Genomic DNA, 25,282 nt, shown 5'->3' with positions numbered 1-25,282 from the left:
ATTCGATAAAATGCTGATTTCTGAAATCGAGAGCAATCAGCCTTTCAGTCGCTCCACGCACAGGGCGCGCAACAGAAGCGCCGCATGAGCGAAGGTAACGTCATCTTCCGGCAGTTCGGGAGCGGCATGGCCGACGATCTCGCGCACGATGTCGAGCGTCCTCACCGGAAGCAGATCGGTGCAGCTTCTCATGCGCCCGAACACGGCGCTGACGGAGACCACATTACCTTCGAACTCGACGAAGGGCTCCGGCGCTTCGAGCGTCCATTCTTCATAGGCCTCCAATGCGTCGTGGAAAGCCTGGTGCAACAAGATGGGCGCATGGCCTTCATGAAGCGGGGGCAACAAGGTTGGCATGTCTGTCTCCTCTCACTTTGTCGGTCTCTGCGTTCCGTCGCTCTGGATGCTCGTGCTTCCTTTCGATGATCGCAAAAAAATTTTCGACCTGTCCAATAAAGCCGACATTAACCCGAAACGACAGGAAAAACTGCCCTAAATTGTCCGGAAGACAGGAACGGTCCCGTCGCGCGGCAATCGCGCCATAAAATTTCCATGTCCGCCGAGCGTGCCTTCCAGCCGCCTTCGCTACAGGGTCCGGCGGCCGGCCGGAGGGCTTGATTGCCGCACGAGCCGGTGGAATGAATGGGGATATGAACGTCGTTGGCCAACCGGAACCGGGAGGAAATTGGCCGCATGACCGCATACGGACCGCTTAGCCTGCACGTCCCCGAGCCGGAGGTTCGCCCCGGCGGCACACCCGATTTCTCCAACGTTCCCATCCCCAAGGCCGGCTCGGTGCCGCGTCCGCAGGTTGATGTCGATCCACGGGAGATTCGCGACCTCGCCTATTCGATCATCCGCGTGCTGAACCGCGACGGCGAGGCCGTCGGCCCCTGGGCCGGCACGCTGACCGACGACGAACTGCTGCAGGGACTGCGCGATATGGTGACCTTGCGCACCTTCGATGCGCGCATGCAGATGGCACAGCGCCAGGGCAAGACCTCCTTCTACATGCAGCATATGGGCGAGGAGGCCGTCAGTTGCGCCTTCCGCAAGGCGCTCGAGCCCGGTGACATGAATTTCCCGACCTATCGTCAGGCCGGCCTGCTGATTGCAGGCGGCTACCCGATGGTCGAGATGATGAACCAGATATTTTCCAACGAACGCGACCCGCTGAAGGGCCGCCAGCTCCCCATCATGTATTCGTCGAAGGAGCACGGCTTCTTCTCGATCTCGGGCAACCTGACCACGCAATATATCCAGGCAGTCGGCTGGGCGATGGCGTCGGCCATCAGGAACGATACGAAGATCGCGGCCGGCTGGGTGGGCGACGGCGCCACCGCCGAGAGCGATTTTCACGCAGCTCTTGTGTTCGCCTCGACCTACAAGGCGCCCGTCATCCTCAACATCGTCAACAACCAGTGGGCGATCTCGACCTTTCAGGGCATCGCCCGTGGCGGCTCAGGCACTTTTGCCGCGCGTGGCCTTGGCTTCGGCATCCCCGCGTTGCGGGTGGATGGCAACGACTATCTGGCCGTCCATGCGGTGGCCAAGTGGGCGGCGGAGCGCGCGCGCCGCAATCTCGGGCCGACGCTGGTGGAATATGTCACCTACCGCGTCGGGGCGCATTCGACTTCGGACGATCCGTCCGCCTATCGGCCCAAGGAGGAGTCGTCGGCCTGGCCACTTGGCGACCCGGTGCTGCGCCTGAAGAACCATCTCATCATGCGCGGGGCCTGGTCCGAGGAGCGTCACAGCCAGGCGGAAGCCGAAATTCTGGACACGGTCATCACAGCCCAGAAGGAGGCCGAGGGCCACGGCACCCTGCATTCGGGCGGCAAGCCTTCCGTGCGCGACATGTTTGAGGGTGTTTATGCCGAGATGCCGCAGCATCTGCGCCGCCAGCGCCAGGAAGCGGGAGTGTAGCGCATGGCCAGAATGACCATGATCGAGGCGATCCGCAGCGCTATGGACGTTTCGATGGGACGCGACGACACCGTCGTCGTCTTCGGCGAGGATGTCGGCTATTTCGGCGGCGTGTTCCGTTGCACGCAGGGACTGCAACAGAAATACGGCGTGACCCGCTGCTTCGACGCGCCGATCAGCGAATCCGGCATTGTCGGCGCGGCCATCGGCATGGCCGCCTACGGGCTGCGTCCCTGCGTGGAAGTTCAGTTCGCCGACTATGTCTACCCCGCCTACGACCAGATCGTTTCGGAGGCCGCACGCCTGCGCTATCGCTCAAGCGGCGAGTTCACCTGCCCCGTTGTGGTACGCATGCCCACCGGTGGCGGCATTTTCGGCGGCCAGACCCATAGCCAGAGCCCGGAAGCCCTGTTCACCCACGTCTCCGGTCTCAAGGTCGTGGTGCCTTCCAACCCGCATGACGCCAAGGGACTTCTGATCGCCTCCATCGAGGACCCTGACCCGGTGATCTTCCTGGAGCCCAAGCGCCTCTACAACGGCCCCTTCGACGGCCACCACGAACGGCCGGTGACGCCCTGGTCGAAACACCCGCTGGGCGAAGTGCCGGACGGCCATTTTACGGTGCCGCTCGGCAAGGCCTCGATACGGCGTGAAGGCTCGGCGCTGACCATCCTCGCCTATGGCACCATGGTCTATGTGGCCGAAGCGGCCGTCGAGGAAACCGGCATCGATGCCGAGATCATCGACTTGCGCACGCTGCTGCCGCTCGACCTCGACACCATCGTGGCTTCGGTGAAGAAGACCGGCCGCTGCGTGGTCGTGCATGAGGCGACGCTGACTTCCGGCTTCGGCGCCGAACTCGCCGCGCTGGTGCAGCAATATTGCTTCTACAATCTCGAAGCGCCGATCGCCCGCGTGGCCGGTTGGGACACGCCCTATCCGCACGCGCAGGAATGGGACTACTTTCCCGGCCCCGCCCGTCTCGGGCAGGCCATGCGCGAAACCATGGAGGCCTGAGCCATGGCCGAGCACGTGATAAAGCTGCCCGACGTGGGCGAAGGCGTTGCCGAGGCCGAACTCGTGGAATGGCACGTCAAGGTCGGCGACCTCGTGCGCGAGGACATGCTGCTGGCAGCCGTGATGACCGACAAGGCGACCGTCGAAATCCCCTCGCCCGTTCATGGCGAGATCACCTGGCTGGGTGCCGAGATCGGCGACGTGGTCGCCGTGGGGTCTCCGTTGATCCGGCTGAAGGTGGAGGGCGAAGCGGCCGAAGGGCCGAGCGCAGCCGAAGCCCCCAAAGCCATTGAAGAACCGAAACCTGAGGCCGCAGCCAAGGCAGTCGACGCTACGGAGGCAAAGCCGGCCGCGACAGCAACCGCTCCTGCCGCGCGCGCGCCAAAACCTGCCCCGGCAAACAACCGGAACCATTTCCCGGCACGCCCGCAGTTCGCCGTGCCGCGCGCCGAAGGCGAAAAGCCGCTGGCCTCGCCGGCGGTGCGCCTGCGCGCCACCGAAGCAGGCATCGACCTGCGCCAGGTTCCGGGCACCGGGCCGGCCGGCAGGATCGTTCATGAGGACATCGACGCCTTTCTGGCGCGCGGACCGCAGGCGCCGACGGGCGCGCCGGGGCTCATCAGGAACCTGGCCGTCGAAGACATCAAGGTCGTTGGCCTGCGCCGCCGCATCGCCGAAAAGATGGCGGTGGCCAAATCACGCATCCCGCACATCACCTATGTCGAGGAGATCGACGTCACCGCGCTGGAAGAGCTGCGCGCCGCGCTCAACAGGCAAAAGCGCGCCGACCAGCCGAAGCTGACACTGCTGCCCTTCCTGATGCGGGCCATGGTGAAGGCGATTGCCGACCAGCCCAACGTCAACGCCATCTTCAACGACGAGGCGGGCGTGGTGCATCAATATGGCGGAGTGCATATCGGCATCGCCACCCAGACGCCCGGCGGACTGATGGTGCCGGTGGTGCGCCATGCCGAGGCGCGTGACGTCTGGGACAGCGCCGCCGAATTGGCGCGACTGTCGGACGCGGCCCGCACCGGCACCGCCACGCGCGAGGAGCTGTCGGGCTCGACCATCACCATCACCTCGCTCGGTGCCATGGGCGGCGTCGTCACCACGCCGGTTATCAACCATCCGGAAGTGGCGATCGTCGGTGTCAACAAGATCATGATGCGCCCGGTGTGGGATGGCACGCAGTTCATTCCGCGCAAGATGATGAACCTGTCCTCTTCCTTCGACCACCGCGTCGTCGACGGCTGGGACGCAGCCGTCTTCATCCAGCGCATCAAGGCGCTACTGGAAACGCCGGCGCTGATTTTCGTCGAGGGATGAGCCGATGAAAGACATCTCCTGCAAGCTTCTGGTCATCGGCGCGGGTCCCGGCGGCTATGTCTGCGCCATCCGCGCCGGCCAGCTCGGCGTCGATACGGTCATCGTGGAGATGACCAAGGCCGGCGGCACCTGCCTCAACATCGGCTGCATCCCGTCCAAGGCGCTGATCCACGCCGCCGACGAGTTCGAAAAGGCTCTGCTGGCGGCGGAAGGCAAGAACGCGCTCGGCATCACGCTGGAAGCACCCAAACTCGACCTCGCAAAGACCGTCTCCTGGAAGAACGGCGTCGTCGGCCGCCTCAACAACGGTGTGGTGGGCCTGCTGAAGAAGGCCGGCGTGAAGATCGTCCATGGTCGCGCAGAATTCCGCGACGGCAAGACGGTGGAAGTCGAGACCGAGACCGGCACACAGGTGATTCGCGCCGAAACAGTGGTCATCGCCACCGGCTCGGCGCCGATGGAACTGCCTGCCTTGCCCTTCGGCGGCCGCGTGATTTCGTCCACCGAAGCGCTGTCGCTGTCGAAGGTGCCGGAAAGGCTGGTCGTCGTGGGTGGCGGCTATATCGGGTTGGAACTCGGCACCGCCTTCGCCAAGTTCGGTTCCAGGGTAACGGTGGTGGAAGCCCTGCCGCACATCCTGCCGCAATATGACGCCGAACTCACCCGACCGGTTGCGAAGCGGCTTGGCGAACTCGGCATCACGCTGCTGACCCAAGCGAAGGCGAAGGGCGTTACCGCCAAGGGCGACGCGCTCATCGTGGAAACAGCCGATGGCATGGAGCAATCGCTGCCTGCCGAAAAAATCCTCGTGACGGTTGGCCGCAAGCCGGTGATGGAAGGCTGGGGGCTGGAAGAGCTCGACCTCGACCGCACGGGAAAATTCCTCCGCATCGACAGCCAGTGCCGCACCTCCATGCGCGGCGTCTACGCCATCGGCGACGTCACCGGCGAGCCGATGCTGGCACACCGCGCCATGGCGCAGGGCGAGATGGTGGCAGAGATCGTCGCCGGCAACCCCCGTTCGTGGGACAAACGCTGCATTCCGGCCGTGTGCTTCACCGATCCGGAGGTGGTGACCGCCGGCCTCTCGCCCGACGAGGCGCGCGCTCTGGGCCACGAGCTCAAGATCGGCCAGTTCCCCTACACCGCCAATGCGCGCGCCATGACCATGCAGGGCGAGGCGGGCTTCGTGCGCGTGGTGGCGCGGGCCGACAACCATCTGGTGCTCGGCATCCAGGCAGTCGGTCAGCATGTCTCTGAACTGGCCGCCGCCTTTGGGCTGGCCATCGAGATGGGCGCACGGCTGGAAGACATAGCCGGCACCATCCATGCCCATCCGACACAGGGCGAAGCCTTTCAGGAGGCCGCCCTCAAGGCGCTCGGCCACGCGCTGCATATTTAAGGGTGCCCCTTCACCCTGCCAGCCTGCGCACCTCGATGCGGCGCTCGCGCGCCCGAACGAAAATCTCGTAATGGTCGGCCTGCACCACGTCTTGCACCTTGCTCGGTCGGTAGGCGGCAATGTTGACACCACCACGCAGGCGCACGCTGCCGTAAAGAATGCCGTCGCCACCTGAGCTGCGCAGTTCCTCGCCGAAGGCTTGCGAAGCGGCGTAACTGTCGGAGGCGTAAAGCTCCGGCCGCGTGTCCCGCCAGCCGGTGATGTCGAGATAGCCGCCGCCCTCAAGGCGCGCCGAATAGCAACGATAGGTTCGCCGAACCTCCGGTATACCGCGAGCCACCGCCTCACGGCGCAAATGATGCCCCACCTCCGCAACACAGGTCGTCAGTTCGGCAGCGGCATACCACGCGCCAAGGTCCGGCCCGTTGAAACGCATGCCGGTCGGCGCGACATGCAGGAAGGCGGCCATGACAATGCTGGAGTTCGGCCGGCCATAGACCCATTCGGATTGCGGCAGACGATCGATCCGTTCGGCCACCAGCCGGTCGTTCGTCCAGCCGGCAAGTTCCATGACGGCCTCGAGGTCGGAGGCCGTTGCCACTGTATCGAACAGGCCTATTGGCGGAAACTGCGAGGGGATGAGGCGCAGGCTGGGGTGCGGCGCGGGCATAGAAGCGATGGCGCTCACCCGAACACGATATCCGACTCGTCATAGGGCGCGAAGCCGGTATCGATGGCATTCGGCTCCATGTAGAGCCCGCCGCGTGCGGCATCGAGAAAGCGCCTCACCGTCAAAAGCCCATCCTGCGAGCCGCCGGTGATCAGCGCCAGCGGCGGCATGCCGCCGAATACGGCGCCGGCATGAGGCCCGCGCAGCCATGCGATGCCCTCACCCTCCGAGGCAAACAACACGCCGAGCGCCTGATGGATGCCAAGCACCGCCGAAATCCGCATCAGCGTATCCACGTCCAGCGTGAAGTCGCGGTGCTCGCGGGCATGCTTTGCCCAGTTGTGATAGGTCGAGCGGGAGGGATAGCCCAGAACCAGCCGTCGTTCCTCCTCGGTGAGACCCCACAGATCGGCAATGGCCAGGAAGGTGCGCAAACCCGGCGCGCTGAGCCGCCTGCGGTTGGCCGGAACGAAACGCGAAGCATCGAGGCGCTGTGGCCCTGCCGCGATATTTTCCTCATGCCTGCGAAGTGAGCGGGCCATGACAGCCTCTCCGTCAGCGAATTATCCAATTTTGGATATAGTCCAAATATGGACAACATACAAGTTCAGCGGTCAAATCTGATGCTGCATCGCAGCATGACTGCGGCGGAATGTTGCATCGCACAAATTTGCAAGGCAGCCATGCAGCATTGACAGTTGTATCGGCCGTCGAACAGGTGCATTTAGATCATGTGATTTCGGCAACGGCCTACCTCCTCCCGGGCCCAGCCGGATGCGGTCGACTTTCACCTCCTCCCGATTGTCGACCACCCTTAGAAACACCCGCCGGACCTCCTCCCTCGGCGGGTGTTTTTTCTTTTGGGCGATCCGCAAGGCACACTCGGCGGCTGGCAAAGCCAGGCGTGGTCCAGATTTCCGCTTTTGAAGGATAGCGTCCGCTTCACGCCGTGAAGTTCCGGACAGACTTTGGCCACGCCCTCGTCAGGGCAGGACAAGCCTGCCCCTCCGATGGAAATCCTAGCCGGCGTAGCCCACGATGCCCTTGATTTCGAGGAAATCGTGGATGCCCCAGTCGGCATATTCGCGGCCGTTGCCGGACTGCTTGTAGCCGCCAAACGGTGCATGCGTATCCCAGTCGGGATAGTTCAGATAGACCGAACCCGCACGCATCTTCGAAGCCACACGCCGTGCATTCTCGATGTTTTGCGACTGGATATAAGCGGCAAGGCCATAGACCGTGTCGTTGGCGATGCGCACCGCATCGTCCTCATCCTGATACGAAATCACCGACAGCACCGGTCCGAAGATTTCCTCGCGCGCAATCGTCATGTCGGGGGTGACATGGCCGAACACGGTGGGGCGGATATAGTAGCCGCGGTTCAGTCCCTCCGGCCGGCCGGTGCCACCCGTCACCAGTTTGGCGCCTTCCGAAATGCCGGTTTCGATCAGCTTCTGGATCTTGTCATACTGCATCTGGCTGACGACCGGGCCGAGTTGGGTTTCGGTCGAGCGTGGATCGCCGGTCTTGTGGGCTTCGGCCGCAGCCTTGGCCACTTCCAGAGCTTCGTCATGGCGCGAGGCCGGCACCAGCATGCGCGTCGGCGCATCGCAGGACTGGCCGGTATTGCCGAAACAGGCGTTGACGCCCTCGCGCACGGCGTGCTCGAAATCAGCATCCGGCAGGATGATGTTGGCGCTCTTGCCACCCAGTTCCTGCGCCACGCGCTTGACGGTATCGGCCGCCGCCTTGGCAACCAGAATGCCTGCGCGGGTCGAGCCGGTGAAGGACACCATGTCGACATCCGGGTGCTCGGCCATCACCTGGCCCACATCCGGGCCATTGCCGTTGACGAGATTGAACACACCCTTCGGCACGCCCGCCTCATCCATGATCTCGGCAAAGACGATGCCGCTGATCGGCGCGATCTCGGAAGGCTTGAGCACCACGGTGCAGCCCGCCGCGATGGCCGGCGCCACCTTGCAGACGATCTGGTTGAGCGGCCAGTTCCACGGCGTGATCAGCGCGCAGACGCCGATCGGCTCCTTCACCACCATGGTGCCGCCGCGCTGATGGCTGAATTCATACTCTTCCAGCGCCTTGATGGTCGACGCCAGATGCCCCTGGCCCGCCGCGGCCTGCGCTTCGCGCGCCCAGGTAATCGGCGCGCCCATCTCCTGCGAGATCGCCTGCGCAACGTCCTCGTAGCGCCGGTTGTAGATTTCCAGCACCTTGTTGAGCAGCGCCAGCCGCTCTTCCCGCGTCGTCTGCGAGAAGCTGGTAAAGGCCGCGCGCGCGGCAGCGACCGCCTTGTCCACATCGGCCCCGGAGCCGACGGAAATCGTGGCGTAGGCCTCCTCGGTGGAAGGGTCGATGACGTCGAGCGTGGCCGGCTTCACCGGCGCGACCCACTTGCCGTCGATGTAGAAATTGAGATGATTGCTCATATCGTTGTTCCGATCTGGGTATGTGAAGGGGTGCCAGCAGGTGCCCCGTTTTGGCGTCAGGCGCCTTCGAAGCCCGTCAGCACGCCAACCGCATTAACGCCGATTTCCTCGACCGCATAGCCGCCTTCCATGACGAACAGCGTCGGCAGGCCGAGCCTGGCGATGCGCTCGCCGATCCTGGGATAGTCCTCGCTCTTCAGCTTGAACTGGCTGATCGGATCCTTTTCGAACGTATCGACCCCAAGCGACACGACCACGACATCGGGGCCGTATGCGGTGAGCTTGTTGCAGGCATCTTCGAGCGCTTCGCTCCACTTCGTCCACGGCGTGCCGGCCGGCATCGGATAATTGTGGTTGAAGCCTTCGCCCCTGCCGACACCGCGCTCGTCGGCATGGCCGAGGAAGAACGGGTATTCGGTGTTGGGGTCGCCATGCAGGTTCAGGACCAGCACGTCGTCGCGCTCGTAGAAGATTTCTTGCGTGCCGTTGCCATGGTGATAGTCCACATCAAGGATCGCCACACGGGCAGCACCCTGATCACGATACCACTGCGCCACGACGGCGGCATTGTTGATGAAACAATAGCCTCCCATGAAGGCGGCGCCAGCATGGTGGCCGGGCGGGCGGCAGAGCGCGAATGCGGTGCGTTCGCCAGCCTTCACGATCTCGGCGGCGGTGAGGCCGACATCATAGGACGATTTGATCGCGTCCCATGTGCCTTTTACGAAGGTCGCGCCGGCATCGAAGGAATAATATCCCATCAGCGCATCGATTCGGGTTGGTCGTACATCGGCGCGCAGGCCGCGTGTAGGCCAGGTGAAGGGCATGGCCGAGCCGGGATAGCCGGCCTCCTGCCAGAGCGGCCAGACGGTGGGCAGGAAATCGATATAGTCCGCGCGATGCACCCGCTTGGCGGCATCCAGCGCATGCTCCTTCGGCGCCAGTATAGGCCCAAGCTTCTCACTCTCGACCCTAGCCCTGATGAATTCGGCACGGGAAGGCTTTTCGAAGCCCGGTACGATCTCCCCCGCGACCAGTTCCATCTGGCCGCCATGGCCGGCGTGGAGTGGAGAAAAAACTGTCTTCATTCACGATCCCCCTGAGGTCGTAGTGGTTCGGACGTGACCCTAGCCGCAGGCCCCATTGGTCCACAAGAGCCTGCCTATACCAGGCGTGGTGGCACCACTGGTATTATTGCCCTGGCCGCACCAACTGACGGATGACACGAAGGAGCCGCACGACGGCGGGGGAAGACTTCAACCCCTGTTAAGTCGGCAGTTGCCAATCCAGGCGGCATGTGCTGACAATTGCACAAGAACAATGTGCCGCCGCCAGAGCGGGACGCCTTGAGGGGGATGTGTGCCGGAAATGGCGGATAAGAATGCGATTGAGGTTCGCGGCGCAAGCAAGATTTTCGGGACGGGAGAAGCCCAGGTCGCGGCGCTCGACAACGTCTCCGTCTCGATCCGCGAAAACGAGTTCTTCACCCTTCTGGGCCCATCCGGCTGCGGCAAGACCACCCTGCTCAGGCTGATTGCCGGCTTCGACTATCCCACCGACGGCGAGATCCTGCTTTATGGGCAGGACATCGCGCCGCTGCCGCCGTTCAAGCGGCCGGTCAACACGGTGTTCCAGTCCTATGCGCTGTTCCCGCACATGACGGTGGCGCAGAACATCGCCTTCGGCCTGGAAATGCTTGGCAAGCCCAGAGCGGAGATTGACGGGCGCGTGGCCGAGATGTTGCGGCTTGTGCGCATGGAAGCGCTGAAAGACCGCCGCACCAGCCAGATTTCGGGCGGCCAGCAGCAGCGCGTGGCGCTGGCCCGCGCGCTGGCCCCGCAACCCAAGGTGCTGCTGCTCGACGAGCCGCTTTCGGCCCTCGACTACAAGCTGCGCAAGGAGATGCAGATCGAGCTGAAGCGCCTGCAGAACCAGACGGGCATTACCTTCATCTTCGTCACCCACGATCAGGAAGAGGCCCTGACAATGTCGGACCGCATCGCGGTGATGTCCTCGGGCCGGATTCTTCAGGTCGGTTCGCCATGGGATATCTACGACCGTCCAGCGGAACGTTTCGTTGCCGACTTCATCGGCGAGACCAATTTCCTCGACGCGGACGTGGTGTCCGCGACCGGCGATGGCCGCGCCACAGTGCGGCTCTCCTCCGGCGTCGAAATTCCGGCGACGTTCCCCGCAAGCGTCATGCCGGAGGGTAAAGTCACCATCGTTATAAGACCGGAACATGCGCGCGTGGCAGCCCCCAACGGCACGTCGGCGCATGTCGGCCATATCGAGAATGTCGTCTATCTGGGCACGGATACGCATTTCCATGTGCGGCTGGACGACGGCACGCCCTTCATCGTGCGCCAGCAGAACAGCCGTAACGGCAACAGCCAGACGAGCTTCGCGGCTGCCGAGCGCGTCGGCATCGAGTTCGGCCGGGACGTTGCGCAGATCCTGAAGGATTGATGCCATGGCGAGCGCACAGGAATCCGCACGCATCGCCGAACGCGAGGACATCAGGAACCGCTGGCTGCTTTCGGCCCCGGCGCTGGTCATCATCTTCCTGGCGGCCATCGGGCCGCTATTCATCATGCTGGCCTATTCCTTCATGGCCAAGGGCGACTATGGCGACGTGAAGTTCGGCCAGTTCTCGCTGGACGGGTGGTTCTCCGTCTTCCTGCAGCGGGACATATTCGACGACACGGTTTCGCTGGCCGATGCGCATCTGACGATATTCTGGCGCTCCGTGCGCCTTTCCCTGATGACCACGTTCGTCACGCTGGTGCTCGGCTTCCCCACCGCCTATTTCATCGCCACGCGGCCGCAGAACAGGCGTGAGGTCTGGCTGTTCCTGGTGACGATCCCGTTCTGGACGAACCTGCTGATCCGCACCTTTGCGATGCAGGAGGTGATCCGCAACGAAGGCATCCTCAACACCGCGCTGATGATGCTGGGGGTGATCAAGAGCCCGATCCAGATCCTTTATACGGACACCGCCATCATGTTCGGCATGGTCTATGTCTACCTGCCCCTGATGGTGCTGCCGCTCTATGCGGCCATGGAAAAGCTGGACTTCCGGCTCGTGGAGGCCGGCTACGACCTCTATGCGGGAAGATTCCAGGTTCTGCGGCGCCTCATCATCCCGCTGGTCAAGCCAGGCATCATCGCCGGCTCCATCCTCGTGTTCATCCCCTCGCTCGGCGCCTATGTGACGCCGCGCGTGCTGGGCGGCGGCAAGAACATGATGCTCGGCAACCTGATAGAACTGCAGTTCGGACAGGGAAGAAACTGGCCGCTTGGCGCCGCGATCTCCATCACCCTCATGGTCGTGGTCATGACGGCGTTGCTCATCTATGTGCGCGGTGCCGCACGCGCGGGGACGGACAACAATGGCTAGACGCTTCGATATCCGCGCGCAGCCCGGCTTCGCGACCATCGCGATGATCACCTTTTTCCTGCTCTACCTGCCCATCGTCACGCTGGTTGCCTATGCGTTCAACGCCGGCAATTCGATTGCCGTCTGGGAAGGGTTTTCGCTGCGCTGGTTCGTCTCGGCGGCCAACAACGACGTCGTGCAGCAGGCGGCGCTGCGCTCGCTCATCATCGCCGTCTTCGCCGCCACGATTTCCACCACGGTCGCCACCATGGCTGCCCTCGCCACCACGCGCACGCGGCCCTATCGCGGCCTGACCTTCAAGTATGCCTTCATCAACCAGCCGCTTATGGTGCCCGAGATCGTCACGGCGGTCGCCCTGCTCATCGTGTTCTCGCGCATCAAGGTGTGGACCGGCTATTCCGGGCTTGGCTATCTCATCGCCGCGCACACGGCCTTCTGCATTCCCTTCGCCTATCTGCCCATCCGCGCACGGCTGGAGGGCATGGACCTGACGCTGGAGCGCGCGGCCGCCGACCTCTACGCCACGCCGTGGATGACCTTTCGGCGCATCACGCTGCCGATCCTGCGCCCCGGCATCGTCGCGGGGTTCATGCTCGCCTTCGTCATTTCGCTGGACGATGTGGTCATCACCGAATTCGTCAAATCGGGCGGGCAGGACACGCTGCCCACCTACATGCTCGGCCAGCTCCGCCGCATCGTCACGCCCGAGATCAACGCCATCGCCACGGTGTTCCTTGCGCTTTCGGTGGCCATCGTGACGGCATTTTTCTTCCTCAACCGGAAGAAGGCATGACAACGACAACTCAACACAAACAAATGGGAGATCACCGATGAAATGGAAACTGGCAGCGCTGACCACAGCACTGGCCGTCGCAACCTCCGCCGGCGCGGCATGGGCCGATGGCGAACTCAACATCTACAACTGGGGCAACTACACCAGCCCCGAGCTGATCAAGAAGTTCGAGGATACCTACAAGGTCAAGGTGACCGTCACCGATTATGATTCCAACGATACCGCGCTCGCCAAGGTGCGCGCGGGCGGCCACGGCTTCGATCTGGTCGTGCCGTCGGCGAACTATGTTCAGATCTGGGCCAAGGAAGGGCTGATCGAGGAAGCCCGGCCCGATCAGATGGAGAACTTCAAGAATGTCGACGAAAGGTGGGTGAACGTTCCCTGGGATCCGGGCCGGCACTACACCGTGCCGTGGCAGTGGGGCCTGACCGGCATCTTCGTCGACACCTCGCTCTACAAGGGCGACATCAACACCTCCGCGATCTTCCTCGATCCGCCGGAAGAGCTGGCCGGCAAGATCAACGTAGCCCCGGAGATGAACGACGTTCTCTATGCCACCATCCGCTATCTGGGCGGCAAATGGTGCACGGACGATCGTGAATTGCTGAAGAAGGTGCGCGACAAGCTGGTCGAGGCAAAGCCGAAATGGATTGCCATGGACTACGGAACCATCGAAAAATTCGCCAGCCGCGACTATGGCGCTGCCTATTACTGGAACGGCGCCGCCATCCGTTCGCGCGAAAAGAACCCGGATGTCCGCTTCGGCTATCCGAAGGAGGGCTTCCCCTACTTCATGGACAGCATCGCGCTGCTGAAGGACGCCAAGAACCCCGAGAATGCCCGCCTGTTCATGAACTTCATCATGGCTCCGGAAAACGCGGCCCTCATTTCCAACTTCGCGAAATATGCCAATGGCATCAAGGGTTCGGAGGAATTCCTGGCCGATGACATGAAGGGCGCGCCCGAACTCAACGTGCCGGAAGAGTATCAGAGCGCCGGCGAGTTCCTCGAAAGCTGCTCGCCGGAAGTGCATGACCTCTACACCAGAATCTGGACCGAGCTTCAGAAGTAACGTCAGACGGCCCGGCGCCTGGCGCCGGGCCGTTTTCCCCACGCAATCGGCCGCCCGTCCCTTCAGAATCCGGAATTGCATGTCATGACCGCCCCCAATGCTTTCGCGCATCGCTATGGTTTCGCCCGCTCCGACGTCACGCTGGAGAACTGGCGAACCGCTCCATACAACCGCTGGGCGTTCCAGAATGTGGGCGAACTGGTGCCGAGCGCCGAAATCGCCGCTCCCGCCGAAATTCCCGAAGAACCCGCGGGCGATCTGAGCAGCCTGCTTGCCGAGACCGTCGATGTCGGCAACGGCAGCGAAACCGTGGCGGCTTTCCTGCATCGCTCCGACGCCGATACCTTCCTCGCCATGAAGGGCGGCAAGGTCGTGGGCGAATACAATGCCCCTCACATGACGCCGGGCGGACGCCACATCATCTTTTCGATCTCGAAGTCGTTGACCGCGATCCTCGCGGGCTCGCTGCAGGCCGACGGTCTGCTCGATCCGACCGCGCCTGTCACGCAATACATCCCCGAAGCTGCCGGCTCGGCCTTTGCCGACGCCACGGTCCAGCATGTGTTGGACATGACCACCACCATCGATTTCGAGGAGCTCTATCTCGACCCCGAGAGCGCCTTCGCCCGCTATCGCCGCGCAACCTTGTGGAACCCCAACACCAATGGCCCCGACAGCGAAAAGCTGCTCGCCTTTATCGTGTCGATCGCAAAGGGTGCCGGCGAACATGGCGAGGTCTTCCGCTACCGTTCGCCCAATTCCGACCTGCTCGGCGCCATCGTCGAACGCGCCGCGGGCCAGCGCTATACGGAAGCCATGGCCGAGCGGCTGTGGAAGCCGCTTGGCGCCAGGCGCGGCGGCCGCATCACCGTCGATGGCGAAGGCACCGCGCGCGCCGCCGGCGGCATATCGGTCGCGGCACGCGATCTTGCCCGTGTCGGCGAGATGATGCGCTGCGGCGGCGTGTTCGAAGGCCGGCGCATCCTGCCCGAAAGCTGGGTCCGGGACACTGCCACCGGGGGCGACCGCAAGGCATGGGAAAAGGGCGACTTCGCCTTCCTGATGCCGAACGGCAGTTATCGCAACAAATGGTATCAGACCGGCTTCGAGGGAAAACCCTTCTGCGGCATCGGCATCCACGGCCAATGGCTCTATGTCGATCCGGCCAACGAAGTCGTCCTGGTCAGGATGTCGTCGCAGCCGCTGCCGGTGGACGATGACATGGACAAGCAGAATCTGGCCTTCTTCCATACGGTTGCGAAGCGGCTTTGAGACCGGCCAGCAGGCGACAAGCAGTCCGGCTGCGGCAAGATCACGGAATTTTTGGGTTCTGCATCCTGCCGTAATGGTATAGGAGCATCCCCGGCCGCATGTTACAGTCGGGCCGATAGCGCCAGAGCAAGTGGAACCAAGCCGTAACGATGATGTTCGTCAGGCCAGACAGACCGAGAGAGCGCGGATTTGTATCCGTCGTTCTGCTTTGGCTCGTGGTGGCGCTGGCGGCCGCGCATGGTGCGCTTGGCGCGGTTTCGCCCAACCGCTCACTGCGATTGCTGGCCGACCAGTCCGGCATGGCCGGGCAGCGCGCCGGCGACCCGGCGGGCGACAGAACCAATGTCACCAGCCAGCAGCGGCTTTTCCTGATTGCCGACTGGCGTGGGCTTGCGCTCAAATCCCTTCTTCCCGGCGGCGATGGCGCTCCTGCTGTTCTGCCGCCCTCGCCATGGAGCGTGGCGGCAGCCAGGCAACCCTGCCTTTGCGAGACCCTTCTTGAAAGCCTGGAGGAAACCCCGGCGCGCGCGCAGCGCGCACGGGCGCCGCCAATTGCGGCCTGACCGCCTTTCCGCGCGGCCGCGACACCATAATTCTCTTTACATGACTGCAATTGCCTGCCCGAAGGGCCGGTACTGCGCATAAACAGGACCAAAGCAATGCGAACTTCCAAATGGGTGGTGATGACCTATGTCATCATCGTCCTTATCGGCGTATTTGCCGCCCTTCCAAGCGCCCTCCCGCCCTCGGTGCTCGACAAGATGCCGAGCTGGTTCAGGCATCAGGTCACACTGGGCCTCGACCTGCAGGGCGGCTCCCACCTCGTGCTCGAAGTCGATGCCAATGCGTTGAAGACCGATCGGCTGCGCTCGCTGCTGGACGACGCGCGCGGCGCGCTGCGCAAGGACCGTATCCCCGTGCAATCGGCCCGCGTGGCCGGGGACGCCGTCGTCATCTCGATCGATGATGACGCCCAGCGCGCCAAGGCGCTGGACGAGTTGAAGAAGCTTGCCGCGCCTGTCGCCGGCATCGGCTTCGGCGCCGGCACGGCCGACATCGACGTCACTTCGACCGGCAAGCAGATCAAGATGACCCTGACGGAAGCCGGCATCCGCGACCGCATCGATGCCGCCATCCAGCAGAGCCTCGAGATCGTACGCCAGCGCGTCGACCAGGTCGGCGTGGCCGAGCCCACCATCCAGCGCGTCGGCTCCGACCGCATCCTGGTCCAGCTTCCCGGCCTCCAGGACCCGACCCATCTGCGCCAGTTGCTCGGTTCCACGGCCAAGATGGAATTCCACATGGTCGCCAATGTGCAGCCGGGCGAGCCGCTGCCTCCCGGCGTGACCATGCTGCCGGATGCCAAGACCGACCAGAAATATCCGATCGAGGACCGCGTCGCGCTGAGCGGCGAGCGCCTGACGGATGCCCGCGCCGGCTTCGACCAGCGCACGCAGGAGCCTATCGTCTCCTTCCGCTTCGACAGCGTCGGCGCGCGTCAGTTCGCCGAGATCACCCAGGCCAATGTCGGCCGGCCCTTCGCCATCGTGCTCGACGGCAAGGTACTGAGCGCACCGGTCATACGCGAGCCGATCACCGGCGGTTCGGGACAGATCAGCGGCAGCTTCACGGTCGAGGACACTACCGTGCTCTCGGCACTGCTGCGCGCGGGTGCCCTGCCCGCCCCGCTCACCGTCATCGAGGAACGCACCGTCGGTCCGGACCTTGGCGGCGACGTCATCCGCATGGGCCTCTATACCGGTATCGCGGGCTTCGTGCTGGTGGTGCTGTTCATGACGGCGCTCTACGGAAGCTGGGGCATGATCGCCAATTTCGGCCTGCTCCTGCACCTGATCCTCACCATCGGCTGTCTGGCCATCATCGGGGCAACGCTGACGCTGCCCGGCATCGCCGGCATCATCCTGGGCATCGGCTTTGGCGTGGATGCCAACATCCTCATCAACGAGCGAATACGAGAGGAATCCAAGAAAGGCATGAGTGCCTTCGCCGCGCTCGACCACGGTTTCAAGCGAGCCTTCTCCACCATCGTGGACGCCAACGTCACCTCGCTGATCGTGACGGCGCTGCTGTTCATGTTCGGCTCGGGCCCGATCCGCGGTTTCGCCATCACCATGATCATCGGCACCTGTCTGTCGATGTTCACCGCCGTGGCGATCGTCAAGGTCCTCATGACCGAGGTGGTCCGTCGCCGCAAGATGAAGACCATCACCATCGAGCCGCTGATCCGCTTCTTCCCGGACAAGACCTCGATCTCCTTCATGAACGCTCGCTTCCTCGGCATCGGCACGTCAATCGTGCTGTCGCTGATCTCGATCGGCCTGTTCATCAAGCCGGGCCTGAATTACGGCATCGACTTCAAGGGCGGCATCCAGGTGGAGATCAGCACCTCGCAGCCAGCCGATCTGGCCGCGCTGCGCGGCACGCTGGGCAACCTCGAACTGGGTGAGGTCGCATTGCAGCGTATCGGCGGCGACAACGACGTGCTGATCCGCGTGCAACGGCAGGACGGCGGCGAGGAAGCCCAGACGGCGGCCGTAACCAAGGTCAAGGAGGCCGTCTCGCAACTCGATCCGGGCGTAAAGTTCGACCGCGTCGACGTGGTCGGGCCGAAGGTCAGTGGCGAGCTCGCACATTCCGGCGTCATGGCCGTGGTGCTGTCGGCGCTGGCAATGCTGATCTACATCTGGTGGCGTTTCGAGTGGAACTTCGCGCTAGGCGCGATCGCCACACTGATACTCGACACCACCAAGGCCGTCGGCTTCTTCGCGCTATTGGGGCTGGACTTCAACCTGACGGCCATCGCCGCGCTGCTGACCATCATCGGCTATTCGGTGAACGACAAGGTCGTGGTGTATGACCGAATGCGCGAGAACCTGCGGCTCTACAAGAAGATGCCGCTGCGCCAGGTCATCGACATGAGTATCAACCAGGTGTTCGCGCGCTGCGTCTACACCTCGGTCGCGATCCTGCTGTCGATGCTGCCGATGGCGATCTGGGGCGGTGCCGCGGTGGAGAATTTCGCCGTGCCGATGGTGTTCGGCGTCTTCGTCGCCACCACCTCGTCGATCTTCATCGCCGCGCCCATCCTGCTGCTGCTGGGCGACTGGTGGAGCAGGCATCACCCGCAGCGGGTGGAAGAAAGCAAGACCGTCGCTGCCAAGTAACCGGCAGGGATACTGAACTGGAAACGGCGCCCGCGGGCGCCGTTTTCGTTTGAAACTCGGAGATAGAGCATGATCCCGAACCGAAGGACCGCGTCAGCGAAAAGTGGAAACCGTTTTTCGGAAAAGATCATGCTCAAAAAAAAATAGATGGAGCCTGAGGAAAACCTCATCAGACTCTGGGGAATGCCGGTCGGAAATCGCGCCCCGAAGACTCAGCCCTTCAAGGGCCAGACCAGCATCAACATCGGCACAGCGACGATGATGACGATGAAGGACAATGGCAGCCCGAGCCGAGGATAATCGCTGAAGCGGTAGCCGCCCGGCCCCATCACCAGCGTATTGCTCTGATGCCCGATGGGCGTGAGGAAATCGCAGCCTGCGCCGATTGCCACCGCCATCAGGAACGCTTCCGGATGATAGCCGAGGCTCGAGGCGAAGCCGGCCGCGATGGGCGCCACCACCAGCACCGTGGCGGCATTGTTGAGGAAGGGCGTCACCGCCATTGCCGTCACCAGGATGAGCGCCAGCGCGCCATAAGGCGGCAGGCTCGAGCCGACATTGGCCAGCCAGCCGGCAATCACATCGGTCGCGCCGGTGCGCCTGAGGGAGTCGCTGACCGGGATCAGCGTGGCCAGCATGACAAGGATGGGGCCGTCCATGGCCGAGTAGATCTCACGCGCGGGGATGACCTTGAACAGAACCATCATCACCGCCGCCGCGAAGAAGGCGACCGAAACCGGCAGGACACCCAAGGCGGTGGTGCCCATCGCAAAAGCCAGGATCGCCACCGGAACGACGCCGCGCCTGACGCTGCCCAACAGGATCGGACGCTCGGCCAGCGGCAGGCAGCCCAGTTCGCGCAATGTCTCCGGCAACCCCTTGCGATTGCCTTGCAGCAGGATGACGTCGCCCATCCTCAGCGTGACGGCTCCAAGCCGTTCGGTTACCCGTTCGCCCTTGCGGCTCACCGCTAGGAGGTTGACGTTGAAGCGCTTGTAGAGACCGAGCCGCTGCGCCGACCAGCCGATCAGCAGCGAATTCTCACCGATCACCGCCTCGACCGCCTCCGCCTCGGCGGTCTTGCCGTTGCTGTCACGGCCGCCGGTGACGCTGAGCTTTGCCTGCGCGACGAGCCGGTCGAGCGCCTGCGGGCCGCCCTCGATCAGCACGATGTCGCCTTCGCGCAGCACTGCATCGGGCAGCGGCGTGATGCGCACGCCGTGCGAGCGAATGATGGAGGTGACGACCACGCCACCGGCAGCCAGCTTCATGAGGTCCGAGACGGTCTTGCCAAGCACGCTGGAGCCGGGCACCACAGTCGCCTCCGCAACATAATTCTTGATGTCGATGGCCTCATGCATGTCGGCCGTTTCGCGCTCGCGCTTCGGCAACAGCCAGTAGAACAGCGCCAGAAATACAATTCCCGCCAGCGCCAGCGCCGCTCCCACCGGCGTGAAATCGAACATGGTGAAGGCCGTGCCGGTCAGTTCCTGCCGCACGCGCGACACCACGATGTTGGGCGAAGTGCCGATCAGCGTCATCAATCCGCCAAGCAGCGAGCCGAATGCCATCGGCATCAGAAACACCGAGGGCGACGTCTTCGAGCGCTGGGCGAACTGGAAGGCGATCGGGATCATGATGGCCAGCGCGCCGATATTCTTCACGAAGGCGGAAAGCACCGTGACGGTCGTCACCAGCAATATCAATTGCCCCCGGATCGATGTCACCTCCGGCAGATAGCGCTTGATGGCATATTCCATGATACCGGAGCGCGCGACCCCGGCGCTGACCAGCAGGGCGCTGCCCACGATGATGACGATGTCGTCGCTGAAACCGCTAAAGGCGGCGTCGAGCGGCACCACCCCCAATGCCAGTGCCACCAGCAGCGAACAGGCGGCGATGAGGTCGTAGCGAAAGCGACCCCAGACAAATGCCGCCATCATCAGGGCGATGACGGCGAAGGAAAGAACTTGCTCGAAAGTCATGCAGAAAATGTCCCCTGATGCCGCATTCCGGCCTCAGGAAACGCAAGGGCCACGGCATGGTTTCGCGCAATCTGCCCGCCTGGCGAAAAGTTGAAAAGATATTTTCGCGCCTGCAAAACAGAATGCCGGAGAAGCTGGCTTCTCCGGCATATGTCTTTTCCGTTTCGATGAACCCGTCAGGTCTGCCCACGCATTTCGCGTGTAGAGGGCAGGAACACGGTGAGCAGCCCCAACAGCGGCAGGTAGGAGCAGACCTGATAGACGAAGTCGATGCCCCTGGCGTCGGCCACGATGCCGAGCACGGCGGCGGCGATGCCGCCCATGCCGAAGGCAAAGCCGAAGAAGATGCCCGCAATCATGCCGACACGGCCCGGCACCAGTTCCTGCGCAAGCACCACGATGGCCGGAAAGGCCGAAGCAAGAATGAGCCCGATGAACACGGTCAGGATGCGCGTCCAGAACAGGTCCGCATAGGGCAGCGCCAGCGTGAAGGGCAGCACGCCGAGGATGGAGAACCAGATGACGAATTTGCGCCCGAAACGGTCGCCGATCGGGCCGCCCGCCACCGTGCCGACAGCCGCGGCGCCGAGGAAGATGAACAGCAAAACCTGCGCTTCCTGCACCGACACGCCGAACTTGTGAATGACATAGAACGTATAGTAGCTCGACAAGCTCGCCATATAGATGTTCTTGGTGAACACCAGCGTCGTCAGCACCGCAAGGGCGACCGCCACCTTTCGGCGCGGCAGGGCGATGGGATTGGCTTTGGCCAGCCGCTTCGCCGAACTCGCGCCGTGTCGCCTGTACCAGCCGCTGACCTGCCACAGCACGATCATGCCGAGCAGCGCCGCCGCAGAGAACCAGGCCACGCTCGCCTGACCCTTGGGAACAACGATGAAGGCGGCCAGCAGCGGGCCGAATGCGGTGCCGAAATTGCCGCCGACCTGAAACAGCGACTGGGCAAGGCCGAAGCGGCCGCCCGAAGCGAGGCGCGCCACGCGCGAGGATTCGGGATGGAATATCGCTGAGCCGATGCCGATCAGGCATGCGCCCAGCAGCAGCAGCGGATAATTGCCGGCATGCGACAGGATCAGCAGGCCGATCATGGTCGAGCCCATGCCCACCGGAAGCGAATAGGGCATTGGCCGCCTGTCGGTGTACATGCCGATCAGCGGCTGGAAGAGCGACGCCGTCACCTGAAAAGCCATGGTAAGCAGGCCGATCTGCCAGAAATCCAGCCCGTAGCCGGTTTTCAGCATCGGATAGATCGCCGCAAGCAGCGACTGCATCATGTCGTTGAGGAGATGACAGAAGCTCACCGCCAGGATGACAGCAAAAACAGTGTTATCCGCTCCGATTCTGTCGGCGGTGGTTGAGGCAGTGGCCACGATGTTTGTCCTGTTTGCACGCAGCAAGGGGCCAGCGGTCGGCGCCGCCAGCGGATTGCATGTCATTGTTCAGTAAACCCGGCCGCCCGGCCGCGTCTTATGTCAGACGGCGACCTTTCCATGGGACAGGTCGCCGTTGACGATGGTTTGCTTAGCGGTCGCCGAGATCGCGCACGGCGCCCCGGTCGGCCGAGGTTGCGAAAGCCGCATAGGCCTTCAGCGCCGTGCTGACATTGCGTTTGCGCTGTTCGACCGGCTTCCAGCCCTTGGCGTCCTGCTCGGCGCGGCGGGCAGCCAGCGTCGCATCGTCGATGCGCAGGCTGATGGTGCGGTTGGGGATGTCGATGTCGATGATGTCGCCATCGCGCACCAGCCCGATCGTGCCGCCATTGGCCGCTTCCGGCGAGACGTGGCCGATCGACAGGCCCGACGTACCGCCGGAGAAACGGCCGTCGGTAAGCAGCGCACAGGCCTTGCCCAGCCCCTTCGACTTCAAATAGCTCGTCGGGTAGAGCATTTCCTGCATGCCCGGACCGCCACGCGGCCCTTCATAGCGGATCACCACCACGTCGCCGGCCTTCACCTCGTTGCCGAGAATGCCCTTCACGGCCGAGTCCTGGCTCTCGAAGACCTTGGCGGGACCGGAGAACTTCAGGATCGACTCGTCCACGCCCGCGGTCTTCACCACGCAGCCATCGAGCGCAAGATTGCCCTTCAGCACGGCAAGGCCGCCATCCTTCGAGAAGGGATGCTCGGCCGAGCGGATCACGCCATTGGCGCGGTCGAGGTCGAGCGCGCTCCAGCGGCGCTCCTGGCTGAAAGCCGTCTGCGTCGGCACGCCGCCGGGGGCAGCCAGGAAGAACTGGCGCACATTCTCGCTGGTGGAACGCGAAATGTCCCAATGCTCCAGCGCATCGCCGAGCGTCGCGGTATGGACGGTCGGGCAGTCCCGGTTGAGGAGACCAGCTTTGTCGAGCTGTCCGAGGATCGCCATGATGCCGCCGGCGCGATGCACGTCTTCCATGTGCACATCCGCCTTGGCGGGCGCGACCTTGCACAACACAGGAACCCGGCGCGACAAGGCGTCGATGTCGTCCATGGTGAAGTCGATCGCGCCTTCATGCGCGGCGGCCAGGATGTGCAGCACCGTGTTGGTGGAGCCACCCATGGCGATGTCCAGCGTCATGGCGTTCTCGAACGCCTGCTTCGAGGCGACATTGCGCGGCAGCACGCTTTCGTCGTCCTGCTCGTAATAGCGCTGCGCCAGATCGACAATGAGATGGCCGGCTTCCACGAACAGGCGCTTGCGATCGCCATGCGTGGCCAGCGTCGAGCCGTTGCCGGGCAGCGAAAGACCGAGCGCTTCAGTCAGGCAGTTCATCGAATTGGCGGTGAACATGCCCGAGCAGGAGCCACAGGTCGGGCAGGCCGAGCGCTCAATGATCTTCACATCCTCGTCCGACACCTTGTCGTCGGCCGCCGCCACCATCGCGTCCACCAGATCGAGAGCCTGCTCCTTGCCGGCCAGCACGACCTTGCCGGCCTCCATCGGCCCGCCCGAAACGAAGACCGTGGGGATGTTGAGGCGCAGTGATGCCATCAGCATGCCGGGGGTGATCTTGTCGCAATTGGAAATGCAGACCATGGCGTCGGCGCAATGCGCGTTGACCATATATTCCACCGAATCCGCGATCAGTTCGCGCGAGGGCAGCGAATAGAGCATGCCGTCATGGCCCATGGCGATGCCGTCATCCACCGCAATGGTGTTGAATTCCTTGGCCACGCCGCCCGCCTTCTCGATCTCGCGCGCCACGAGTTGGCCGAGGTCCTTGAGGTGCACGTGCCCCGGCACGAACTGGGTGAAGGAGTTGACCACGGCGATAATGGGCTTGCCGAAATCGGTGTCCTTCATGCCTGTGGCGCGCCACAGGCCGCGCGCGCCGGCCATGTTGCGGCCATGAGTGGTGGTGCGGGAGCGATAAGCTGGCATCGGATTCTTCCTAAGCTGTCCTTGACCCCTGAATATAGGCTTTCCGCGAGGGATCACGCGAAAAATTGATTGTCGGGAGGCAGGTATTTCCGGGCATTCCACCCAACCTGCCCTCCTTGCCGCAGCTAGCGTTTCGGGCATAGACGAAAGCCTTGCGCGCCCCAACCGTACCCGCGGTTACTCCTTCATAGCGAAAAGCTTTGCCCGCGTCACCATCTGGCCTGCAATTTTGCCGCATTTGGTTCATCCGGCAAACAATCGGGGCGGATTGACGGGCCGGGCCTGCTCGTCCATAAAGCCGCCGTGAAGTTCTCAGGGCGGGGTGAAACTCCCCACCGGCGGTAAGAGCACAAGCTTGAGCCCGCGAGCGCTTTCCGGATTTTCCGGAAAGGTCAGCAGATCCGGTTGAATTCCGGAGCCGACGGTTAAAGTCCGGATGGAAGAGAACGAACGGAGCCGCAAGCCGCCCGCAACGGGTGGATGGCGTTCCGTCTCGTGCGTCCTGATTCTGGTCATTGAACGGAGTAAGGACCCATGAATCAGATCACCCCTCGCGAATTCGAAACCCGTCGCCTCGCCGTCATCCGCGCGCGCTGGCACGCTGACATCGTCGACCAGTGCGTGAACTCGTTCATCGAGCACTCGCAGACGCTGTCGCAAGGCAAGGTCGTGGTGGACATCTTCGACGTGCCCGGCGCGCTCGAAATTCCGCTGCACGCCAAACTGGTTGCCGAAACCGGCCGCTACGACGCCATACTCGGCGTCGCCTTCGTGGTGAATGGCGGCATCTATCGCCACGATTTCGTGGCCGGCACCGTGCTCGACGGCATGATGACCGTGCAACTGCAGACGAATGTTCCGGTGTTGTCGGCAGTGCTTACGCCGCACCATTTCCACGACAGCCAAGAGCATCACAAGTTCTTCTTCGAGCATTTCAAGGTGAAGGGCGAAGAGGCTGCCAACGCCGCTCACCAGATTCTCAACGCGCGCGCGACGGTCGCCGCCTGACATCTTTTACCTGCGAAGATAGATACAACCGCGCGGCTGTGGAAAACATGGCCGCGCGGCTTTGCATTCCGCATTTGTTTTTGGGATTTTGCGGACGTTCCAGCGCCAGTGGAAAATGCCGCTTGACCTTTCTCGAATTCACTTAATAGGCTGTAAAGTGAATTGCAGGGAGGCTGGGATGAAACTGATGGAGGAACATCCGGGGAGCGACGGCACCACCGCGAAACTGGAGGCGCGCCGCTCGAGCGTACTCGGGGTCCGGGTCAAGGCCTATCGCACCGCGCGGCGGCTTACACTGCGTCATGAGAGCGGCGGTGCAAAAACCGGCCACGGTAGCGGCGGGATAGTCCGGCCGCGGGCGGAGTAAAATCCGGCCACCTATTTCCCTTCTGCATTGA

At 63.2% G+C, this 25,282-nt stretch carries 21 protein-coding genes and 1 riboswitch; of the genes, 13 read left to right on the top strand and 8 right to left on the bottom strand.

What is annotated here, in order from left to right; genetic code table 11:
- Nucleotides 1-36: 36 nt before the first annotated feature.
- Nucleotides 37-357 carry a BRA0787 family protein gene (locus tag C7441_RS11120; RefSeq protein WP_019171427.1) on the bottom strand — a complete coding sequence of 107 codons (321 nt, stop codon included), beginning with the start codon at nt 355-357 and terminating at the stop codon, nt 37-39.
- Nucleotides 358-693: 336 nt separating this feature from the next.
- On the opposite strand from C7441_RS11120, the gene C7441_RS11115 reads away from it, so the two are divergent.
- Genes C7441_RS11115 through lpdA form a run of 4 tightly spaced genes read left to right on the top strand, consistent with a single transcriptional unit; the run spans nt 694 to nt 5,674 of the window.
- A complete protein-coding gene (locus C7441_RS11115; protein ID WP_019171426.1) occupies nt 694-1,926 on the top strand; it encodes a 3-methyl-2-oxobutanoate dehydrogenase (2-methylpropanoyl-transferring) subunit alpha in 1,233 nt (410 codons plus the stop codon).
- Between the two features lie 3 nt (nt 1,927-1,929).
- Nucleotides 1,930-2,943, top strand: coding sequence for an alpha-ketoacid dehydrogenase subunit beta (locus tag C7441_RS11110; RefSeq protein ID WP_109612933.1), 1,014 nt, complete (start codon nt 1,930-1,932; stop codon nt 2,941-2,943).
- Nucleotides 2,944-2,946: 3 nt separating this feature from the next.
- Nucleotides 2,947-4,272, top strand: a complete 1,326-nt coding sequence (locus C7441_RS11105; RefSeq protein ID WP_109612932.1) for a dihydrolipoamide acetyltransferase family protein — start codon at nt 2,947-2,949, stop codon at nt 4,270-4,272.
- A 4-nt stretch (nt 4,273-4,276) separates the two neighbouring features.
- A complete protein-coding gene (gene lpdA, locus C7441_RS11100) occupies nt 4,277-5,674 on the top strand; it encodes a dihydrolipoyl dehydrogenase (protein ID WP_109612931.1) in 1,398 nt (465 codons plus the stop codon).
- Between the two features lie 10 nt (nt 5,675-5,684).
- On the opposite strand, the gene C7441_RS11095 is transcribed toward lpdA, so the two are convergent.
- From C7441_RS11095 to C7441_RS11080, 4 genes are all read right to left on the bottom strand, one after another.
- The gene (locus tag C7441_RS11095) at nt 5,685-6,344 is read right to left on the bottom strand and encodes an RES family NAD+ phosphorylase (RefSeq protein ID WP_109612930.1); all 660 of its coding nucleotides are present in this window, start codon (nt 6,342-6,344) and stop codon (nt 5,685-5,687) included.
- Nucleotides 6,345-6,358: 14 nt separating this feature from the next.
- Nucleotides 6,359-6,886: an MbcA/ParS/Xre antitoxin family protein gene (locus tag C7441_RS11090; protein WP_109612929.1), complete on the bottom strand. Its 528-nt coding sequence runs from the start codon at nt 6,884-6,886 to the stop codon at nt 6,359-6,361.
- A gap of 477 nt (nt 6,887-7,363) precedes the next feature.
- Nucleotides 7,364-8,791 carry an aldehyde dehydrogenase family protein gene (locus C7441_RS11085; RefSeq protein WP_109612928.1) on the bottom strand — a complete coding sequence of 476 codons (1,428 nt, stop codon included), beginning with the start codon at nt 8,789-8,791 and terminating at the stop codon, nt 7,364-7,366.
- Nucleotides 8,792-8,847: 56 nt separating this feature from the next.
- Nucleotides 8,848-9,879 carry a histone deacetylase family protein gene (locus C7441_RS11080; protein ID WP_109612927.1) on the bottom strand — a complete coding sequence of 344 codons (1,032 nt, stop codon included), beginning with the start codon at nt 9,877-9,879 and terminating at the stop codon, nt 8,848-8,850.
- 271 nt (nt 9,880-10,150) lie between these two features.
- Between C7441_RS11080 and C7441_RS11075 the strand changes: the two genes are divergently transcribed.
- From C7441_RS11075 to secD, 7 genes are all read left to right on the top strand, one after another.
- Complete coding sequence (locus C7441_RS11075) at nt 10,151-11,260, top strand: ABC transporter ATP-binding protein (RefSeq protein ID WP_026060232.1); 1,110 nt, start codon at nt 10,151-10,153, stop codon at nt 11,258-11,260.
- A 4-nt stretch (nt 11,261-11,264) separates the two neighbouring features.
- Nucleotides 11,265-12,191 carry an ABC transporter permease gene (locus tag C7441_RS11070; protein ID WP_109612926.1) on the top strand — a complete coding sequence of 309 codons (927 nt, stop codon included), beginning with the start codon at nt 11,265-11,267 and terminating at the stop codon, nt 12,189-12,191.
- Entirely contained in the window at nt 12,184-12,984 is an 801-nt protein-coding gene (locus C7441_RS11065) for an ABC transporter permease (RefSeq protein WP_109612925.1), read from the top strand. The genes C7441_RS11070 and C7441_RS11065 overlap by 8 nt, the downstream gene beginning before the upstream one ends.
- 37 nt (nt 12,985-13,021) lie before the next feature.
- Nucleotides 13,022-14,056, top strand: a complete 1,035-nt coding sequence (locus C7441_RS11060) for an ABC transporter substrate-binding protein (RefSeq protein WP_109612924.1) — start codon at nt 13,022-13,024, stop codon at nt 14,054-14,056.
- 84 nt (nt 14,057-14,140) lie between these two features.
- On the top strand, nt 14,141-15,328 hold the full coding sequence (locus C7441_RS11055; protein ID WP_109612923.1) for a serine hydrolase domain-containing protein: 1,188 nt from the start codon (nt 14,141-14,143) through the stop codon (nt 15,326-15,328).
- A gap of 149 nt (nt 15,329-15,477) precedes the next feature.
- Nucleotides 15,478-15,891 (top strand): hypothetical protein, encoded by a 414-nt coding sequence (locus C7441_RS11050; RefSeq protein ID WP_146201450.1) that lies wholly within the window; start codon nt 15,478-15,480, stop codon nt 15,889-15,891.
- A gap of 96 nt (nt 15,892-15,987) precedes the next feature.
- On the top strand, nt 15,988-18,513 hold the full coding sequence (gene secD / locus C7441_RS11045) for a protein translocase subunit SecD (protein ID WP_026060230.1): 2,526 nt from the start codon (nt 15,988-15,990) through the stop codon (nt 18,511-18,513).
- A 212-nt stretch (nt 18,514-18,725) separates the two neighbouring features.
- Here the strand turns inward: secD and C7441_RS11040 are convergent, their stop codons facing one another.
- The 3 genes from C7441_RS11040 to ilvD all read right to left on the bottom strand — a co-directional run bounded on the left by C7441_RS11040 (nt 18,726) and on the right by ilvD (nt 23,876).
- Nucleotides 18,726-20,498, bottom strand: a complete 1,773-nt coding sequence (locus C7441_RS11040; protein WP_109612921.1) for an SLC13 family permease — start codon at nt 20,496-20,498, stop codon at nt 18,726-18,728.
- Nucleotides 20,499-20,674: 176 nt separating this feature from the next.
- Nucleotides 20,675-21,952: an MFS transporter gene (locus tag C7441_RS11035; protein WP_109612920.1), complete on the bottom strand. Its 1,278-nt coding sequence runs from the start codon at nt 21,950-21,952 to the stop codon at nt 20,675-20,677.
- Nucleotides 21,953-22,037: 85 nt separating this feature from the next.
- Entirely contained in the window at nt 22,038-23,876 is a 1,839-nt protein-coding gene (gene ilvD / locus C7441_RS11030; protein WP_109612919.1) for a dihydroxy-acid dehydratase, read from the bottom strand.
- Nucleotides 23,877-24,180: 304 nt separating this feature from the next.
- Nucleotides 24,181-24,328: riboswitch (FMN riboswitch) on the top strand.
- Between the two features lie 82 nt (nt 24,329-24,410).
- Between ilvD and C7441_RS11025 the strand changes: the two genes are divergently transcribed.
- Both C7441_RS11025 and C7441_RS24370 read left to right on the top strand, forming a co-directional pair.
- Nucleotides 24,411-24,884, top strand: a complete 474-nt coding sequence (locus tag C7441_RS11025) for a 6,7-dimethyl-8-ribityllumazine synthase (RefSeq protein ID WP_019171410.1) — start codon at nt 24,411-24,413, stop codon at nt 24,882-24,884.
- A gap of 178 nt (nt 24,885-25,062) precedes the next feature.
- Nucleotides 25,063-25,251, top strand: a complete 189-nt coding sequence (locus C7441_RS24370) for a hypothetical protein (protein ID WP_244916121.1) — start codon at nt 25,063-25,065, stop codon at nt 25,249-25,251.
- Nucleotides 25,252-25,282: the final 31 nt, after the last annotated feature.

The sequence above is a fragment of the Pseudaminobacter salicylatoxidans genome (assembly GCF_003148475.1).
GTDB classification, from domain to species: Bacteria; Pseudomonadota; Alphaproteobacteria; order Rhizobiales; family Rhizobiaceae; genus Pseudaminobacter; species Pseudaminobacter salicylatoxidans.
This window is presented reverse-complemented; position numbering and strand designations above follow the sequence as displayed.

Coding starts and splice junctions, on each gene's coding strand:
- C7441_RS24370 (WP_244916121.1), top strand. CDS start 25,063: ATGAAACTGATGGAGGAACATCCGGGGAGCGACGGCACCACCGCGAAA.
- ilvD (WP_109612919.1), bottom strand. CDS start 23,876: ATGCCAGCTTATCGCTCCCGCACCACCACTCATGGCCGCAACATGGCC.
- C7441_RS11025 (WP_019171410.1), top strand. CDS start 24,411: ATGAATCAGATCACCCCTCGCGAATTCGAAACCCGTCGCCTCGCCGTC.
- C7441_RS11070 (WP_109612926.1), top strand. CDS start 11,265: ATGGCGAGCGCACAGGAATCCGCACGCATCGCCGAACGCGAGGACATC.
- C7441_RS11050 (WP_146201450.1), top strand. CDS start 15,478: ATGATGTTCGTCAGGCCAGACAGACCGAGAGAGCGCGGATTTGTATCC.
- C7441_RS11090 (WP_109612929.1), bottom strand. CDS start 6,886: ATGGCCCGCTCACTTCGCAGGCATGAGGAAAATATCGCGGCAGGGCCA.
- C7441_RS11120 (WP_019171427.1), bottom strand. CDS start 357: ATGCCAACCTTGTTGCCCCCGCTTCATGAAGGCCATGCGCCCATCTTG.
- C7441_RS11110 (WP_109612933.1), top strand. CDS start 1,930: ATGGCCAGAATGACCATGATCGAGGCGATCCGCAGCGCTATGGACGTT.
- C7441_RS11055 (WP_109612923.1), top strand. CDS start 14,141: ATGACCGCCCCCAATGCTTTCGCGCATCGCTATGGTTTCGCCCGCTCC.
- C7441_RS11095 (WP_109612930.1), bottom strand. CDS start 6,344: ATGCCCGCGCCGCACCCCAGCCTGCGCCTCATCCCCTCGCAGTTTCCG.
- C7441_RS11065 (WP_109612925.1), top strand. CDS start 12,184: ATGGCTAGACGCTTCGATATCCGCGCGCAGCCCGGCTTCGCGACCATC.
- C7441_RS11060 (WP_109612924.1), top strand. CDS start 13,022: ATGAAATGGAAACTGGCAGCGCTGACCACAGCACTGGCCGTCGCAACC.
- secD (WP_026060230.1), top strand. CDS start 15,988: ATGCGAACTTCCAAATGGGTGGTGATGACCTATGTCATCATCGTCCTT.
- lpdA (WP_109612931.1), top strand. CDS start 4,277: ATGAAAGACATCTCCTGCAAGCTTCTGGTCATCGGCGCGGGTCCCGGC.
- C7441_RS11105 (WP_109612932.1), top strand. CDS start 2,947: ATGGCCGAGCACGTGATAAAGCTGCCCGACGTGGGCGAAGGCGTTGCC.
- C7441_RS11115 (WP_019171426.1), top strand. CDS start 694: ATGACCGCATACGGACCGCTTAGCCTGCACGTCCCCGAGCCGGAGGTT.
- C7441_RS11085 (WP_109612928.1), bottom strand. CDS start 8,791: ATGAGCAATCATCTCAATTTCTACATCGACGGCAAGTGGGTCGCGCCG.
- C7441_RS11035 (WP_109612920.1), bottom strand. CDS start 21,952: ATGACATGCAATCCGCTGGCGGCGCCGACCGCTGGCCCCTTGCTGCGT.
- C7441_RS11080 (WP_109612927.1), bottom strand. CDS start 9,879: ATGAAGACAGTTTTTTCTCCACTCCACGCCGGCCATGGCGGCCAGATG.
- C7441_RS11040 (WP_109612921.1), bottom strand. CDS start 20,498: ATGACTTTCGAGCAAGTTCTTTCCTTCGCCGTCATCGCCCTGATGATG.